Genomic DNA, 14,785 nt, shown 5'->3' with positions numbered 1-14,785 from the left:
AACTGACAGCCCGCCTTCGCGAGCAAGCCCGCTCCCACAGGGGGCTCCGGGTATGACTCGGGGCCTCGGGTGTAAGAAGATCAAATGTGGGAGCTGGCTTGCCTGCGAAGGCGGTGGGTCAGGCATGCACGGCATCAACTGACAGCCCGCCTTCGCGAGCAAGCCCGCTCCCACAGGGGGCTCCGGGTATGACTCGGGGCCTCGGGTGTAAGAAGATCAAATGTGTGTGGCTTGCCTGCGAAGGCGGTCTCAAGCGCGCGGCAAAAATGCCTGGTGCATCTCGGCCAGCGTTTCGAAATGCCAGGTCGGCGCCTCGGCATTCAACTCTGCAAAACTGCCAAATCCATAGCCGACCGCCGCCGAATCCAGGCCATTGCTGCGGGCGCCGATCAGGTCATGCTTGCGGTCGCCAATCATCAGGGTGGTCGAAGGATCAAGGCCTTCCTCGCTGATCAAGTGCGCAATCAGCTCAACCTTGTTGGTCCGCGTCCCATCCAGCTCGCTGCCGTAGATCACCTTGAAGTGCTTGGCGAAGTCGAAATGCCGAGCGATCTCGCGGGCAAACACCCAAGGCTTGGACGTTGCTACATAGAGCTGGCGACCCTGGTTGCCCAAGTCTTCCAGCAGTGGCATCACGCCGTCGAACACGCGGTTTTCATACAGGCCGGTGACCTTGAAGCGCTCACGGTAGAAATTCACCGCCTCCCAGGCCTTGGCCTCGTCGAAGCCATAAAACTGCATGAACGCCTGCAACAGCGGCGGGCCGATGAAGTGTTCGAGCTTGGTCAGGTCCGGCTCATCGATCCCCAGCTTGCCGAGGGCGTACTGGATCGAACGGGTGATGCCCTCGCGCGGATCGGTGAGGGTGCCATCCAGGTCGAACAGGACGGTTGAGTAGTTGAGGGTCATTGATCGAATCCTTCCGCCAGGTGCAGGTCTTTGAGCTTCACGTAGTTCGCGGCGCTGTAGGTGAAAAAGGCACGCTCCTTGTCAGTCAGCGCGCGGATTTGTTTAACCGGGCTACCCACGTACAAAAAGCCGCTGTCGAGTTTCTTGCCAGGCGGCACCAGGCTGCCGGCGCCGATGATCACGTCGTCCTCCACCACGGCGCCGTCCATCACGATGCTGCCCATGCCGATCAACACCCGGTTGCCGACGCTGCAACCATGCAGCATGACTTTGTGGGCGACGGTCACGTCATCGCCGATCAGCAGCGGGAAGCCGTCAGGATTGAAGGGCCCGGCGTGGGTAATGTGCAGCACGCAGCCATCCTGCACGCTGGTGCGCGCGCCGATACGGATGCGGTGCATGTCGCCGCGAATCACGGTCAGCGGCCAGACCGAGCTGTCGGTGCCGATTTCGACATCGCCGATCACCACCGCCGAAATATCGACAAAAGCCCCGGCGCCCAGGGTTGGCGTGTGGTTCTGATAGGTGCGAAGGGTCACGATAGCCTCTCTCTTATGTGCTGATAGCTGCGGTGGGCGTTGATTGTAATTAAGATGGCCCCATCTTTGTTCTTACATGTTTCTTCAGCCAAGGTGCCAACCGTGAGCGCGAACAACCCTCTTCTGCAGTCCTACGACCTGCCGCCGTTCTCGGCGATCCGTGCCGAGCACGTGCAGCCGGCCATCGAACAGATCCTCGCCGACAACCGTGTCGCCATCGAAGGCATCCTGCAAAGCCAGGGTAAAAATCCGACATGGGCAGGCCTGGTGCTGGCCATGGACGAACTGAACGACCGCCTGGGCGCCGCCTGGAGCCCGGTCAGCCACCTCAACGCCGTGTGCAACAGCGCCGAGCTGCGCGAAGCCTACGAGGCTTGCCTGCCGGCGTTGAGCGCCTATTCCACCGAGATGGGCCAGAACCGCGAACTGTTCCAGGCCTTCGAAGCCCTGGCCAACAGCCCGGAGGCTGCCGGTTTCGACGTGGCGCAAAAAACCATCCTGGAACATTCCCTGCGCGACTTCCGCCTGTCGGGTATCGATCTGCCGCCTGAGCAGCAAAAGCGCTACGCCGAAGTGCAGAGCAAGCTGTCCGAGTTGGGCAGCAAGTTTTCCAACCAGCTGCTGGACGCCACCCAGGCCTGGACCAAACACGTTACCGATGAAGCCACCCTCGCCGGCCTGACCGATTCGGCCAAGGCGCAGATGGCTGCCGCCGCCCAGGCCAAAGGCCTGGATGGCTGGCTGATCACCCTGGAGTTCCCGAGCTACTACGCGGTGATGACCTACGCCCAGGAGCGCGCCCTGCGTGAAGAAGTCTACGCGGCGTACTGCACCCGTGCGTCGGACCAAGGCCCGAACGCCGGTCAGAATGATAACGGCCCGGTGATGGAACAGATCCTCGACCTGCGTCAGGAACTGGCCAAGCTGCTCGGCTACGCCTCGTTCTCCGAGCTGAGCCTGGCGACCAAAATGGCTGAGTCCAGCGACCAGGTGTTGACCTTCCTGCGTGACCTGGCCAAGCGCAGCAAGCCGTTTGCCGCCCAGGATCTGCAGCAACTGCGGGCCTACGCCGCCGAACAAGGCTGCGCCGACCTGCAAAGCTGGGACAGCGGTTTCTACGGCGAAAAACTTCGCGAGCAGCGCTACAGCGTGTCGCAAGAAGCCCTGCGCGCCTATTTCCCGATCGACAAAGTACTCGGCGGCCTGTTTGCCATCGTGCAGCGTCTGTACGGCATCGAGATTGCCGAGCAAAAAGGCTTCGACACCTGGCACCCGGATGTCCGCCTGTTTGAAATCAAGGAAAACGGCCAGCATGTCGGCCGCTTCTTCTTCGACCTGTACGCCCGCGCCAACAAGCGTGGCGGTGCCTGGATGGACGGTGCGCGCGATCGTCGTCGCACCCTCGACGGCGTGCTGCAAAGCCCGGTCGCCAACCTGGTGTGCAATTTCACCCCGGCCGACAGCGGCAAGCCTGCCCTGTTGACCCACGATGAAGTGACCACCCTGTTCCACGAATTCGGCCACGGCCTGCACCACCTGCTGACCCGCGTCGAACATGCCGGCGTGTCCGGTATCAACGGCGTGGCTTGGGATGCGGTGGAATTGCCGAGCCAATTCATGGAGAACTGGTGCTGGGAGCCGGAAGGCCTCGCACTGATCTCCGGCCACTATGAAACCGGCGAGCCGCTGCCCCAGGACCTGCTGGAAAAAATGCTCGCGGCAAAAAACTTCCAGTCGGGCCTGATGATGGTGCGCCAGCTGGAGTTCTCGCTGTTCGACTTCGAACTGCATGCCACTCACGGCGATGGCCGCAGCGTGGCGCAAGTGCTCGAAGGCGTGCGTGACGAGGTCTCGGTGATGCGTCCGCCCGCCTACAACCGCTTCCCGAACAGCTTTGCGCACATCTTCGCCGGCGGTTATGCGGCGGGTTACTACAGCTATAAATGGGCCGAAGTACTGTCGGCGGATGCCTTCTCCAAGTTCGAGGAAGACGGCGTGCTCAATGCCGAGACCGGCCGCGCATTCCGCGAGGCGATCCTCGCCCGTGGCGGCTCGCAGGCACCGATGGTGCTGTTCGTCGACTTCCGCGGACGAGCGCCGTCGATTGACGCACTCTTGCGCCACAGCGGCCTGAGTGAGGACGCGGCAGCATGAGTGAAGGGCCTGTGATTACCAAAAAGCAATTTATCGCCGGGGCGGTGTGCCCGGCGTGCACCGAGCCGGACAAGCTCAAGATGTGGACCGAAGACAACGTGCCGCACCGCGAGTGTGTGGCCTGCGGGTATACCGATACGCTGAATGACCAGGGGTTGTCGGTGCCCAAGGAGTTGGGTACGCGGGTCAACACCTCGGCGTTGAAAGCGCCGGATCCAAAGGTGCAGGCGGTGCAGTTCTTTCCCAATCCCAAGCTGAAAAAACACTGAAGCCTGCTTCCTGGAGGCGCTGGCTAGCCTGCGATAGCCCCAACGCGGTGTGACTGAAACACCGCGTACTTGCTTCGCAGGCAGGCTCCTACAGTTGCTCTTCAGTCTTGTTGGTTGTCGAAATCCAATCCTTCATCGAGCACAGTGCAAACGCACTGGTGCTGCAATCACCATTCGCCAAGGCCATGCGCAACTTGTCGACATCCGCCTGGATCATGTAGCGAACACCGTCCTTGAAGCCACTGCTGCCGCCGAAACCACCCAAGGTCATCTCGTTCAGCGCGTCTTCCTTGCTCCATCCCTGGATCACCACGCGATACATCGCCGCCATCAGGCCGGTGCGGTCTGAGCCATGCTTGCAATGCATCAGCACCGGACCGTTGGCCTCGGCAGCCTGAATGGCCCTCAGCGCAGTGAGAACGTCGGCGTCATCGACATGGTTGGTGCGGTAGGTCAGTTGCACCTGCTTGATATCAGCGTTCTTCAGCCAGGCCGAATCGGATTCCGGCAGAAAGTTGATCACCGTACCGATCTTCAGGTTTTTCAAGACCGGCAACGCACTGCTGTCCGGCAGCGCACTGCGATAGAGCGTGGGCGTCATCTGGTGCAGGTTGAATTGATTGCCCACGGGTTGGGCCCACTCCGGGGAGCGCAGCGACGTAGTCTCGTCCGCTCGGGCTTGGGCGATGGCGAGTAGCGCCATACAGGCCAGGCCGAGCGCTGGCAGCAATCGAATCTTGAACATGGTGAGTGACCGAGCAGGGCGTTGATTGATGAGCCCTAGCGTCGCTTGCCGGCGGTCAACGGCGCGTGAGGGGCTCGTCAAAGAATCGTGATTGAAGCGCCGGATCGGCTGTTTTTCTCGCTGAATCGATTCTTCAAATCCTTAGCCTGCTATCATTTGTAACTATTGATTGCCAATATGTTCTATCCCTTTGGATCCCATTTCCTGGCAAGCCTTCACGCTGCTCCCAGAAGCGGCTGATAAAACCCGTGACCACATGATGAGGTGCACCCATGTCTGATCAAGATCAAGACAACCCCCGGCGTGACTTTCTGCGCAAATCCTTGACCTTGATCCCGGTGGTCACGGTTGCCAGTACCGGCCTTGGCGGTTCGATGCTGATGGCCACGCCCGAGCCTGCCCAGGCTGCGCCGGCCAAGCCTGCGGCCAGCGACAAGGCCTATGAACCGAGCTATTTCAGCGCCGAAGAGTGGGCGTTTCTCAACGCCGCCGTCGCCCGCCTGATCCCTGCCGACGCCCAAGGGCCCGGTGCGCTGGAAGCCGGCGCGCCGGAGTACATCGACCGCCAGATGAACACGCCCTACGCCAGCGGCGCACTGTGGTTCATGCAAGGCCCATTCAATGCCGATGCCGCGCCCGAGATGGGCTGGCAGAGCAAGCTGGTGCCCAAGGAGATTTATCGCCTGGGCATTGCTGCCACGGATGCCTGGTCGAAGGCGTTCAACGGTAAGGCTTTTGCTGCACAAGACAGCGCTACCCAGGACGATATGTTGCGGCGCCTGGAAGCCGGTGGCAGTGAAGTCAGCGCGCATTTCGACACAGTGCCGCCGAAGATGTTTTTCAATTTGCTGCTGCAAAACACCAAGGAAGGGTTCTTCTGCGACCCGATTCACGGCGGCAACAAAGGCATGGTCGGCTGGACCATGATCGGCTTCCCCGGCGCCCGCGCCGATTTCATGGATTGGGTGGAACGCAACGAGCAATACCCCTTCCCGGCTGTTTCCATCCGCGGCGAGAGGGCATAAACGTGGCGACCATCATGAAGAAAGTGGATGCAGTGATCGTGGGTTTCGGCTGGACCGGCGCGATCATGGCCAAGGAGCTGACGGAAGCCGGCCTCAACGTGGTAGCGCTGGAGCGCGGCCCGATGCAGGACACGTACCCGGACGGCAACTATCCGCAGGTCATCGACGAATTGACCTACAGCGTGCGTAAAAAACTCTTCCAGGACATCTCCAAGGAGACCGTGACCATTCGCCATAGCGTGAATGATGTCGCCCTGCCCAACCGCCAATTGGGCGCGTTCTTGCCCGGCAACGGCGTGGGCGGCGCGGGCCTGCACTGGTCGGGGGTGCACTTTCGCGTCGACCCGATCGAGTTGCGCATGCGCAGTCACTATGAAGAGCGCTACGGCAAGAACTTCATTCCCAAGGACATGACTATCCAGGACTTCGGCGTCAGTTACGAAGAGCTGGAGCCGTTTTTCGACTATGCGGAGAAAGTCTTCGGCACCTCAGGCCAGGCCTGGACCGTGAAAGGTCAGCTCGTAGGCGAAGGCCGTGGCGGCAACCCGTATGCGCCGGATCGCTCCAACCCGTTCCCGTTGGAAGCGCAGAAAAACACCGTCTCCGCACAGCTGTTTCAGAAAGCGGCGGCCGAAGTCGGCTACAAACCCTACAACCTGCCGTCGGCCAATACCTCGGGGCCGTACACCAACCCCTACGGCGCGCAGATGGGCCCGTGCAACTTCTGCGGTTTCTGCAGTGGCTATGTCTGCTACATGTATTCCAAGGCCTCGCCGAACGTGAACATCCTGCCGGCGCTGCGCCAGGTGCCGAACTTTGAGCTGCGGCCCAATTCCCACGTGCTCAAGGTCAATCTCGACAGCACCAAGAGCAAGGCCACGGGCGTGACCTACATCGACGGCCAGGGTCGCGAATGCGAGCAACCGGCGGACCTGGTGATCATCGGCTCCTTCCAGTTCAACAATGTGCGCCTCATGTTGCTTTCGGGTATCGGCAAGCCTTACGACCCGATTACCAACGAGGGCGTGGTGGGCAGGAACTTTGCCTACCAGAACATGGGCACGATCAAGGCGTTCTTCGACAAGGACACCCACACCAACAACTTCATCGGCGCGGGCGGCAATGGCGTGGCCATCGATGACTTCAACGCCGATAACTTCGACCACGGGCCCCACGGCTTTGTGGGCGGCTCGCCGATGTGGGTCAACCAGGCTGGCAGCCGGCCGATTGCCGGTACGTCCAACCCGCCGGGCACCCCGGCCTGGGGCAGTGCCTGGAAACGCGCTACCGCCGATTACTACACCCACCAGGTGTCGATGGACTCCCACGGCGCGCATCAATCCTACCGGGGCAACTACCTGGATCTGGACCCGGTGTATCGCGATGCCTACGGCTTGCCATTGCTGCGGATGACGTTCGACTGGCAGGAAAACGACATCAAGATGAACCGCTTCATGATGGAAAAGATGGGCAAGGTCGCTCAGGCAATGAACCCCAAGGCGATTGCCGTGCTCGGCAAAAAGGTCGGTGAGCACTTCAACACCGCCTCTTACCAGACCACCCACCTCAATGGTGGCGCGATCATGGGCACCGACCCGAAGACCAGTGCGTTGAACCGCTACCTGCAATCCTGGGATGTACACAACGTGTTTGTCCCCGGCGCGTCCGCCTTCCCACAAGGGTTGGGCTACAACCCTACCGGCCTGGTCGCTGCCCTGACCTATTGGTCGGCGCGGGCGATCCGCGAGCAGTACCTGAAAAACCCCGGCCCACTGGTTCAGGCATAAGGAGCGATGACCATGAAAGCACTCGTTATCGCCTCCCTGGCGCTGTTCAGCAGTTGTTCGATCAGCGCCGCTGAAACCGACCTGGTCAAGCAGGGTGAATACCTGGCCCGCGCCGGTGACTGCGTGGCCTGCCATACCGCCAAAGGCGGCAAGCCATTCGCTGGCGGCCTGCCGATGGAGACCCCGATCGGGGTGATCTATTCCACCAACATCACCCCGGACAAGACCGGCCTGGGTGACTACAGCTTTGAGGACTTCGACAAGGCCGTCCGCCATGGCGTCGCCAAGAGCGGTAGTACGCTTTACCCGGCAATGCCATATCCGTCCTATGCGCGCGTCAGCGAAAGCGATATGCAGGCGTTGTATGCGTACTTCATGAAGGGCGTCGAGCCGGTCGCGCAGGAGAACAAGGCCAGCGATATTCCGTGGCCCCTGAGCATGCGCTGGCCGTTGGCGGCGTGGCGCTGGATGTTCGCCCCCGAGGTGGCGGACTACCAGGCAGCGGCGGGTGCCGACCCGGTGATCAGCCGCGGTGCCTACTTGGTTGAAGGCCTTGGTCACTGCGGCGCGTGCCATACGCCACGGGCGCTGACCATGCAGGAAAAAGCCCTGAGTGCGACTGACGGCAATGCATTCCTGTCCGGCAGCGCGCCGCTGGAAGGCTGGATCGCCAAGAGCCTGCGCGGCGATCACAAGGACGGCCTCGGCAGTTGGAGCGAGGAGCAACTGGTGCAATTTCTCAAGACCGGTCGCAGTGATCGCAGCGCGGTGTTTGGCGGCATGAGCGACGTGGTCGTGCACAGCATGCAATACATGTCGCAGGACGACCTGACCGCTATCGCTCGCTACCTCAAGAGCCTGCCGGCGGTGGACCCCAAGGATCAGCCGCACGTCTACGACAAGCAGGTGGCCGAGGCATTGTGGAAGGGTGATGACAGCAAGCCGGGCGCGTCGGTGTATATCGACAACTGCGCGGCCTGCCACCGGACCGACGGCCATGGCTACACGCGGGTTTTCCCGGCGCTGGCCGGCAACCCGGTGGTGCAGACGGCGGATGCCACGTCCTTGATCAACATCGTGTTGAACGGTGGCACCTTGCCGGCGACGCACACGGCACCGTCGACCTTCACCATGCCGGCCTTCGCCTGGCGTTTGTCGGACCAGGAAGTGGCGGATGTGGTCAGTTTCGTTCGCGGCAGCTGGGGCAACAAGGGCGCGCCGGTCAAGGCCAGCGACGTGGCGGACTTGCGCAAGAGTGATATGCGCACGACCTCGGGCGATGACCTGGGCCAAGTGACGCAAAAGCACTGATCCTGCCCTGACCGCCAGACGGCACTGGTCAGGAACCTCGCGCCTCGATACTGTATATAAAAACAGTATCGAGGCGCTTTCATGTCTACTCCGCTGCCGCCCCGGGGTCGGGGCACGGCCACCAACCTGCACAACCGCTTTGCGCCGACCGTCAGCGTGGTCGAGGACGACGGCTGGTTCCAGGAAGTGCCGCCGACCCAGGGCACTGAAGTGCGCATCGAAACGGCCAAGAGCATCATCACCCGCAACAACTCGCCGGACCTGCCGTTCGATCGCTCCATCAACCCGTATCGGGGTTGCGAGCATGGTTGTATCTACTGCTATGCGCGGCCCAGCCATGCTTACTGGGATATGTCGCCAGGGCTGGATTTCGAAACCAGACTGATCGCCAAGACCAATGCCGCCGACGTGCTGGAACAGCAGCTGTCGAAGCCCGGCTACGTGTGTGCGCCGATCAACCTGGGCTCCAATACCGACCCGTACCAGCCCATCGAGCGCGAGTACAGGATCACCCGACAAACCCTCGAAGTGTTGCTGCGTTATCGGCACCCGGTGACCATCATCACCAAGGGTTCGTTGATCCTGCGGGATCTCGACCTGCTCACCGAACTGGCCCGGCAGCGCCTGGTCGCCGTGATGATCAGCCTCACCAGCCTGGACGATGAGCTCAAGCGCATCCTGGAGCCGCGTACGGCGGCGCCCAAGGCGCGGTTGCGGGCGATTCGGGTGATGCGCGAGGCGGGAATCCCGGTCGGCGTGTTGTGTTCGCCGATGATCCCGATGATCAACGACAGCGAGTTGGAAAGCCTGCTCACCGAAGCCCACGCCGCGGGGGCCCAGAGTGCGGCCTACATGATGTTGCGCCTGCCGCTGGAGGTGGCGCCGTTATTTGAGGAGTGGCTGGCGGCGCATTACCCGCAGCGCGCGGCCCATGTGATGAGCCTGGTGCGCCAGGTGCGCGGCGGCGAGGTGTATGACAGCCGTTTCGGCGTACGCATGCGCGGCGAGGGGCCGTTTGCCGATTTGCTCGCCCAGCGTTTCAGCAAGGCGATCAAGCGCCTGGGGCTTAACCGACGGGAAGGGTTTAATCTGGATTGCACCGCGTTTTGCCCACCGGGCAGGCAGATGGCATTGTTGTAAACTGTAGAGGCGTATCCTGCTTTCCAATAGGAATAGTCGCGTTTTGACATCACTGAAACCCGCGGTCTAGAGCGGTTCATTCAGTTTGAGTTAAGTTTCGGCGGTTACCTTGTTCAGCGAGTGACTGATGAGTCGCAAGCCGGGTTTTTGGATGTTTACAACTATTCCAATGGCCCGGCGTCGAACTTGCCTGCAAGCTCCCCCTGCATTAATCAAGAGGATGAATCATGAGTGACAAGGATAAACAGCCGTTGGCTGCGTCGGCTTCTGCCCCTCAGGTGGCGGAATCCGCCGATGCAGCGCTAAAGCACATCGTCGACGGCTTTTTGCATTTCCATCACGACGTCTTCCCCCAGCAGGAAGAACTCTTCAAGAAACTCGCCACGGCCCAGAGCCCACGGGCGATGTTCATTACCTGCGCCGACTCGCGCATCGTGCCGGAGCTGATTACCCAGAGCTCGCCTGGCGACCTGTTCGTGACGCGTAACGTCGGCAACGTAGTGCCGCCCTATGGTCAGATGAACGGGGGTGTTTCCACCGCCATCGAGTACGCCGTGCTCGCCCTGGGCGTGCAGCACATCATTGTGTGCGGGCACTCCGATTGTGGCGCCATGCGCGCGGTACTCAACCCTGAGAGCCTCGAGAAGATGCCCACGGTCAAGGCCTGGCTGCGGCATGCCGAGGTCGCCAAGACCATGGTCCACGACAATTGCGACTGCGCCAATGAAGGCGAGAGCATGAAGGTGCTGACCGAAGAAAACGTCATCGCCCAGTTGCAGCATTTGCGCACCCACCCTTCTGTGGCATCGCGCATGGCCAATGGTCACCTGTTCATCCACGGTTGGATCTACAACATCGAGACCAGCGAAATCCGGGCTTACGACGCGGATCAATCGACGTTCCGACCGTTGGGGGGCGAAGGCCCGATTCCTTCCGCGACGCCTAAAGCGCGCTTCTAACACACTTCCCTGCCGGGTAAAGCGGTGGCTGCCATGGACGCAGCCAGGCTTTGCCGCGCCCGGCGAATGCCTCGGGAGAGTCATCATGCGTGCTGCTCAATTGAAAGCTGTACTGCCACGGGAGCTGCTTGCGTCCGTGGTTGTGTTTCTGGTCGCCCTGCCGTTGTGCATGGGCATTGCGATTGCTTCGGGCATGCCGCCGGCCAAGGGCCTGATCACCGGGATCATCGGTGGCCTGGTGGTGGGTTGGCTGGCAGGTTCGCCGCTGCAGGTCAGCGGCCCGGCGGCGGGCCTGGCGGTATTGGTGTTCGAACTGGTGCGCCAGCACGGCATGCTGATGCTCGGGCCGATCCTGTTACTGGCCGGCTTCCTGCAATTGGTGGCTGGACGTCTGCGCCTGGGCTGCTGGTTTCGTGTCACGGCGCCGGCGGTGGTGTACGGGATGCTGGCGGGGATCGGGGTGCTGATTGTGCTGTCGCAGGTGCATGTGATGCTCGACGGTGCCCCCAAGCCATCGGGGCTGGATAACCTGGCCGGCTTCCCGGCGGCGCTGGTCGAGGCCATTCCGACTGTTGGCGGCGGCCTGGGTTGGCAGGCCGGTTTGCTGGGGCTTTCGACGATGCTGGTGATGTACCTGTGGGACAAGTTCCGCCCGCAAACCCTGCGCTTTGTACCAGGCGCCCTGTTGGGCGTAGGCCTGGCAACGGGTGCCAGCTTGTTGCTGGCGTTACAGGTCAAGCGCGTGGAGGTCCCGGAAAACCTCGCCGATGCCATCGACTGGTTGCGTCCCAGCGACCTGCTGAACCTGGCCGATCCACAACTGTTGATCGCCGCGTTCGCCGTGGCGTTTATCGCCAGCGCCGAAACCTTGCTGTCTGCGGCGGCTGTCGATCGCATGCACAGTGGGCAGCGTTCTGATTTTGACAAGGAATTGTCCGCTCAGGGTGTAGGCAACATGCTCTGTGGCCTGGTCGGCGCCCTGCCGATGACCGGTGTGATCGTGCGCAGTTCGGCCAACGTACAGGCGGGCGCCACCACGCGCTTGTCGGCGATGTTCCACGGGCTGTGGCTGCTTGCGTTCGTGCTGTTGCTCTCGAGTGTGCTGCAAAGCATTCCGGTGGCGAGCCTTGCGGGTGTGCTGGTATACACCGGCATCAAGCTGGTTGACGTCAAGGCGTTCCGGGCGTTGGGACGCTATGGGCGGATGCCGATGTTCACCTATGCGGCGACGGCGCTGGCGATCATCTTTACCGACCTGCTGACCGGCGTACTGGTGGGTTTCGGACTGACACTGGTGAAGCTGGCCTTGAAGGCGTCGCGCTTGAAAGTCAGCCTGGTCGACCTGTCTCAGGCAGGTGAAATGGAGTTGCGCTTGACCGGTGCGGCGACCTTCCTGAAAGTGCCGATGCTGACCCAGGTGCTGTCGACGGTACCTGCGGGAACCACGGTGCATGTGCCGCTGAGTAACTTGAGTTACATCGACCATTCCTGCCTGGAGCTGTTGGAAGAATGGGGCCGGGCGAATGCCGCCAAGGGCTCGACGCTGGTGATCGAGGCGCGTGGGTTGAAGCGCAGGCTGGAAGGCCGGGTGCGTACGACGGTGGGAATCGGTTCGGCACCTTCTGCTGGCTGACGAAACCGGATCAAAAAAGTGGCAGCGGGCTTGCTCGCGAAGGCGGTGGATCAGTCAAATATTCAGTGACTGGCACGCTGCATTCGCGAGCAAGCCCGCTCCCACATTTGTTCTGCGTCAGGCTAAAGCGTTACGCCGGCTGTTCCAACGCCAACTCAACCCCCAACTGGCGCGACAGGCACGGCCAGCGCTTCCACGCAGCTTCTGTGTTGGGGCTCTTGAGGGTTTCGCGATAGGCCTCGACTGACTCCAGCGCAAAGCTCTCCTCGTTGAGCATTTCATCTACCGCCAGGTGCACGGCCTCATCCAGCTGGTTGGCGAATTCTTCGCCGATCAGCTGGTGGGCAATCAGGTTGGCTACGGTGGTGTCGGCCGGAATCAACGGCTGGCCGAAATGCTTGATATACAGATCGTTGACTTCTTCCACCAGGCGATGGGCCAGGTAGGCCTCGTCGAGCAAGCCGTCCAGGCCTTCGTGACCGGCCAGGATCGCCGGCGGTTGCAGGAAGAAATGCTCGGCGATTTTCAGCACCGGCTTGATCTGGCTTTCGATACCGGCTTCGCGGGCCACGTCGTTGGCGGCTTCCAGCAGGTCCGGGACGAGCTCAATGTAGGCGGTGACAAAACGGGTCATGACAATCTTGCGATCACCGTCAGCCAGGGAAATGGCCGAATGCAGGTGCGGCAATTGTTTTTCCAGTTGCTGGGCAAGCTGGCCAGTGCTGGCTTCGTGTTGATGGGCATGGGAAATCTGCTCGCGCAATGCGGCGGTGTTCATGAAAGCTCCAGTGAAACAGGCGTAGGAAAAGGGAGAGGATAAGGTAGCTCGTTTATACGAGCGCCTAAGACGCATTTGTCATAATTATTTCATGGTTATGCGCGTGCGTTATATCGAATTGCCATCGTTCGTCGGATAAACGATTCCGCCCCCGGTTTTATTGGCTTCGACCAGTCATTTTTGCTCATTTGCCCCTACACATTGCGGGGTTGCAGAGCCTGTCTATACTCGGATTTGTACGCGATTAGCTGATGACGCCAGACTGCATGAGCAGGCAAGGCTAAGCGGTTGTAAGCAGTATGGAAGCCGCTCCCTTCGACGCAGGTGCAAACCGGCGGGATAACAAGAACGATAAGGGGAACCCGCAATGATGCGACATCCACACGTTTGGATGGGCCTCCTGTTGTGGTCGGTATTCGGCCAGGCGCACGCCGCCTGGACAACGAATATGGCGCCAGGGGCGACTGAAGTCAGTCACGCTGTGTTTGACCTGCACATGACCATTTTCTGGATCTGTGTGGTGATCGGCATTGTTGTGTTTGGCGCGATGTTCTGGTCGATGATCGTTCACCGCCGGTCCACGGGCCAGGTCGCGGCCAAATTCCACGAGAGCACCACCGTGGAAATTCTCTGGACTGTGGTGCCCTTGCTGATTCTGATCGCGATGGCCATCCCGGCGACCAAGACCCTGATCAATATCTACGACAGCAGTGAATCGGACATCGATATCCAGGTCACCGGCTATCAGTGGAAGTGGCATTACAAATACCTGGGCCAGGACGTGGAGTTCTTCAGCAACCTGGCCACGCCCGCCGAGCAGATCCATAACCAGGCGGTCAAGGGCGAGCATTACCTGTTGGAGGTCGACCAGCCACTGGTGCTGCCGGTGGGCGCCAAGGTGCGTTTCCTGGTGACCGCCGCCGACGTGATCCACTCCTGGTGGGTGCCGGCCTTTGCGGTCAAGCGTGACGCCATCCCCGGCTTCGTCAACGAGGCCTGGACCCGTATCGAGAAGCCCGGCATCTACCGCGGCCAGTGCGCCGAGTTGTGCGGCAAGGATCACGGCTTCATGCCCATCGTGGTCGAGGTCAAGTCCAAGGCGGACTACGACACCTGGCTCGGCGAGCGCAAGGAAGAGGCGGCCAAGCTCAAGGAACTGACCTCCAAGGAATGGACGCTGGAAGAGCTGGTGGCGCGCGGCGACAAGGTCTACCACACCACCTGCGTGGCCTGTCACCAGGCCGAGGGCCAGGGCCTGCCACCGATGTTCCCGGCGCTCAAGGGCTCGCCGATTGCCACCGGGCCCAAGGAAGATCACCTGCACCGCGTTTACTTCGGCAAGCCCGGCACCGCCATGGCGGCGTTCGGCAAGCAGCTCTCGGAAGTGGATATCGCCGCGGTGGTGACCTACGAGCGCAATGCCTGGGGCAACAACAAAGGCGACATGGTCACGCCTAAAGACGTGCTGGCCATCAAGCAGGCGGAAAGCAAATGACCTCCTTCATTGCGTATGCCCCGAACCGCCCCGCCCACTCG

General features: G+C 61.2%; 13 protein-coding genes. 9 read left to right on the top strand and 4 right to left on the bottom strand.

Annotation, left to right across the window (positions count from 1 at the left end; genetic code table 11):
* Positions 1–249: 249 nt before the first annotated feature.
* Positions 250–909 (bottom strand): HAD family hydrolase, encoded by a 660-nt coding sequence (locus tag C9990_RS31210; RefSeq protein WP_106805549.1) that lies wholly within the window; start codon positions 907–909, stop codon positions 250–252.
* Entirely contained in the window at positions 906–1,448 is a 543-nt protein-coding gene (locus C9990_RS31205) for a gamma carbonic anhydrase family protein (RefSeq protein ID WP_065902756.1), read from the bottom strand. The genes C9990_RS31210 and C9990_RS31205 overlap by 4 nt, the downstream gene beginning before the upstream one ends.
* Before the next feature lie 102 nt (positions 1,449–1,550).
* Between C9990_RS31205 and prlC the strand changes: the two genes are divergently transcribed.
* Both prlC and C9990_RS31195 read left to right on the top strand, forming a co-directional pair.
* A complete protein-coding gene (prlC, locus tag C9990_RS31200; RefSeq protein ID WP_065902758.1) occupies positions 1,551–3,602 on the top strand; it encodes an oligopeptidase A in 2,052 nt (683 codons plus the stop codon).
* A complete protein-coding gene (locus C9990_RS31195) occupies positions 3,599–3,871 on the top strand; it encodes a YheV family putative zinc ribbon protein (RefSeq protein WP_106805548.1) in 273 nt (90 codons plus the stop codon). The genes prlC and C9990_RS31195 overlap by 4 nt, the downstream gene beginning before the upstream one ends.
* Positions 3,872–3,959: 88 nt before the next feature.
* On the opposite strand, the gene C9990_RS31190 is transcribed toward C9990_RS31195, so the two are convergent.
* Positions 3,960–4,616: a dual specificity protein phosphatase family protein gene (locus C9990_RS31190; RefSeq protein ID WP_106805547.1), complete on the bottom strand. Its 657-nt coding sequence runs from the start codon at positions 4,614–4,616 to the stop codon at positions 3,960–3,962.
* A gap of 272 nt (positions 4,617–4,888) precedes the next feature.
* On the opposite strand from C9990_RS31190, the gene C9990_RS31185 reads away from it, so the two are divergent.
* The 6 genes from C9990_RS31185 (at position 4,889) to C9990_RS31160 (ending at position 12,471) form a co-directional block, all read left to right on the top strand.
* A complete protein-coding gene (locus C9990_RS31185; RefSeq protein WP_106805546.1) occupies positions 4,889–5,641 on the top strand; it encodes a gluconate 2-dehydrogenase subunit 3 family protein in 753 nt (250 codons plus the stop codon).
* 2 nt (positions 5,642–5,643) lie between these two features.
* Positions 5,644–7,428: a GMC family oxidoreductase gene (locus C9990_RS31180; RefSeq protein WP_106805545.1), complete on the top strand. Its 1,785-nt coding sequence runs from the start codon at positions 5,644–5,646 to the stop codon at positions 7,426–7,428.
* 12 nt (positions 7,429–7,440) lie between these two features.
* Positions 7,441–8,739: a cytochrome c gene (locus C9990_RS31175; RefSeq protein WP_106805544.1), complete on the top strand. Its 1,299-nt coding sequence runs from the start codon at positions 7,441–7,443 to the stop codon at positions 8,737–8,739.
* 81 nt (positions 8,740–8,820) lie between these two features.
* Entirely contained in the window at positions 8,821–9,879 is a 1,059-nt protein-coding gene (locus C9990_RS31170; RefSeq protein WP_065902771.1) for a PA0069 family radical SAM protein, read from the top strand.
* 227 nt (positions 9,880–10,106) lie between these two features.
* Entirely contained in the window at positions 10,107–10,838 is a 732-nt protein-coding gene (locus C9990_RS31165) for a carbonic anhydrase (RefSeq protein WP_065902773.1), read from the top strand.
* Positions 10,839–10,923: 85 nt separating this feature from the next.
* Complete coding sequence (locus C9990_RS31160) at positions 10,924–12,471, top strand: SulP family inorganic anion transporter (RefSeq protein ID WP_106805543.1); 1,548 nt, start codon at positions 10,924–10,926, stop codon at positions 12,469–12,471.
* 130 nt (positions 12,472–12,601) lie between these two features.
* On the opposite strand, the gene C9990_RS31155 is transcribed toward C9990_RS31160, so the two are convergent.
* Positions 12,602–13,249 (bottom strand): hypothetical protein, encoded by a 648-nt coding sequence (locus tag C9990_RS31155; protein ID WP_106805542.1) that lies wholly within the window; start codon positions 13,247–13,249, stop codon positions 12,602–12,604.
* A gap of 367 nt (positions 13,250–13,616) precedes the next feature.
* On the opposite strand from C9990_RS31155, the gene coxB reads away from it, so the two are divergent.
* Positions 13,617–14,744, top strand: a complete 1,128-nt coding sequence (coxB, locus tag C9990_RS31150; RefSeq protein WP_106805541.1) for a cytochrome c oxidase subunit II — start codon at positions 13,617–13,619, stop codon at positions 14,742–14,744.
* The last annotated feature ends 41 nt before the right edge of the window (positions 14,745–14,785 follow it).

Origin of the sequence: Pseudomonas sp. S5D5 (assembly GCF_003013355.1) — a bacterium.
Lineage (GTDB): Bacteria > Pseudomonadota > Gammaproteobacteria > Pseudomonadales > Pseudomonadaceae > Aquipseudomonas > Aquipseudomonas aylmerensis.
This window is presented reverse-complemented; position numbering and strand designations above follow the sequence as displayed.

Coding starts and splice junctions, on each gene's coding strand:
- C9990_RS31210 (WP_106805549.1), bottom strand. CDS start 909: ATGACCCTCAACTACTCAACCGTCCTGTTCGACCTGGATGGCACCCTC.
- C9990_RS31195 (WP_106805548.1), top strand. CDS start 3,599: ATGAGTGAAGGGCCTGTGATTACCAAAAAGCAATTTATCGCCGGGGCG.
- C9990_RS31190 (WP_106805547.1), bottom strand. CDS start 4,616: ATGTTCAAGATTCGATTGCTGCCAGCGCTCGGCCTGGCCTGTATGGCG.
- C9990_RS31185 (WP_106805546.1), top strand. CDS start 4,889: ATGTCTGATCAAGATCAAGACAACCCCCGGCGTGACTTTCTGCGCAAA.
- C9990_RS31175 (WP_106805544.1), top strand. CDS start 7,441: ATGAAAGCACTCGTTATCGCCTCCCTGGCGCTGTTCAGCAGTTGTTCG.
- C9990_RS31170 (WP_065902771.1), top strand. CDS start 8,821: ATGTCTACTCCGCTGCCGCCCCGGGGTCGGGGCACGGCCACCAACCTG.
- C9990_RS31165 (WP_065902773.1), top strand. CDS start 10,107: ATGAGTGACAAGGATAAACAGCCGTTGGCTGCGTCGGCTTCTGCCCCT.
- C9990_RS31160 (WP_106805543.1), top strand. CDS start 10,924: ATGCGTGCTGCTCAATTGAAAGCTGTACTGCCACGGGAGCTGCTTGCG.
- C9990_RS31155 (WP_106805542.1), bottom strand. CDS start 13,249: ATGAACACCGCCGCATTGCGCGAGCAGATTTCCCATGCCCATCAACAC.
- coxB (WP_106805541.1), top strand. CDS start 13,617: ATGATGCGACATCCACACGTTTGGATGGGCCTCCTGTTGTGGTCGGTA.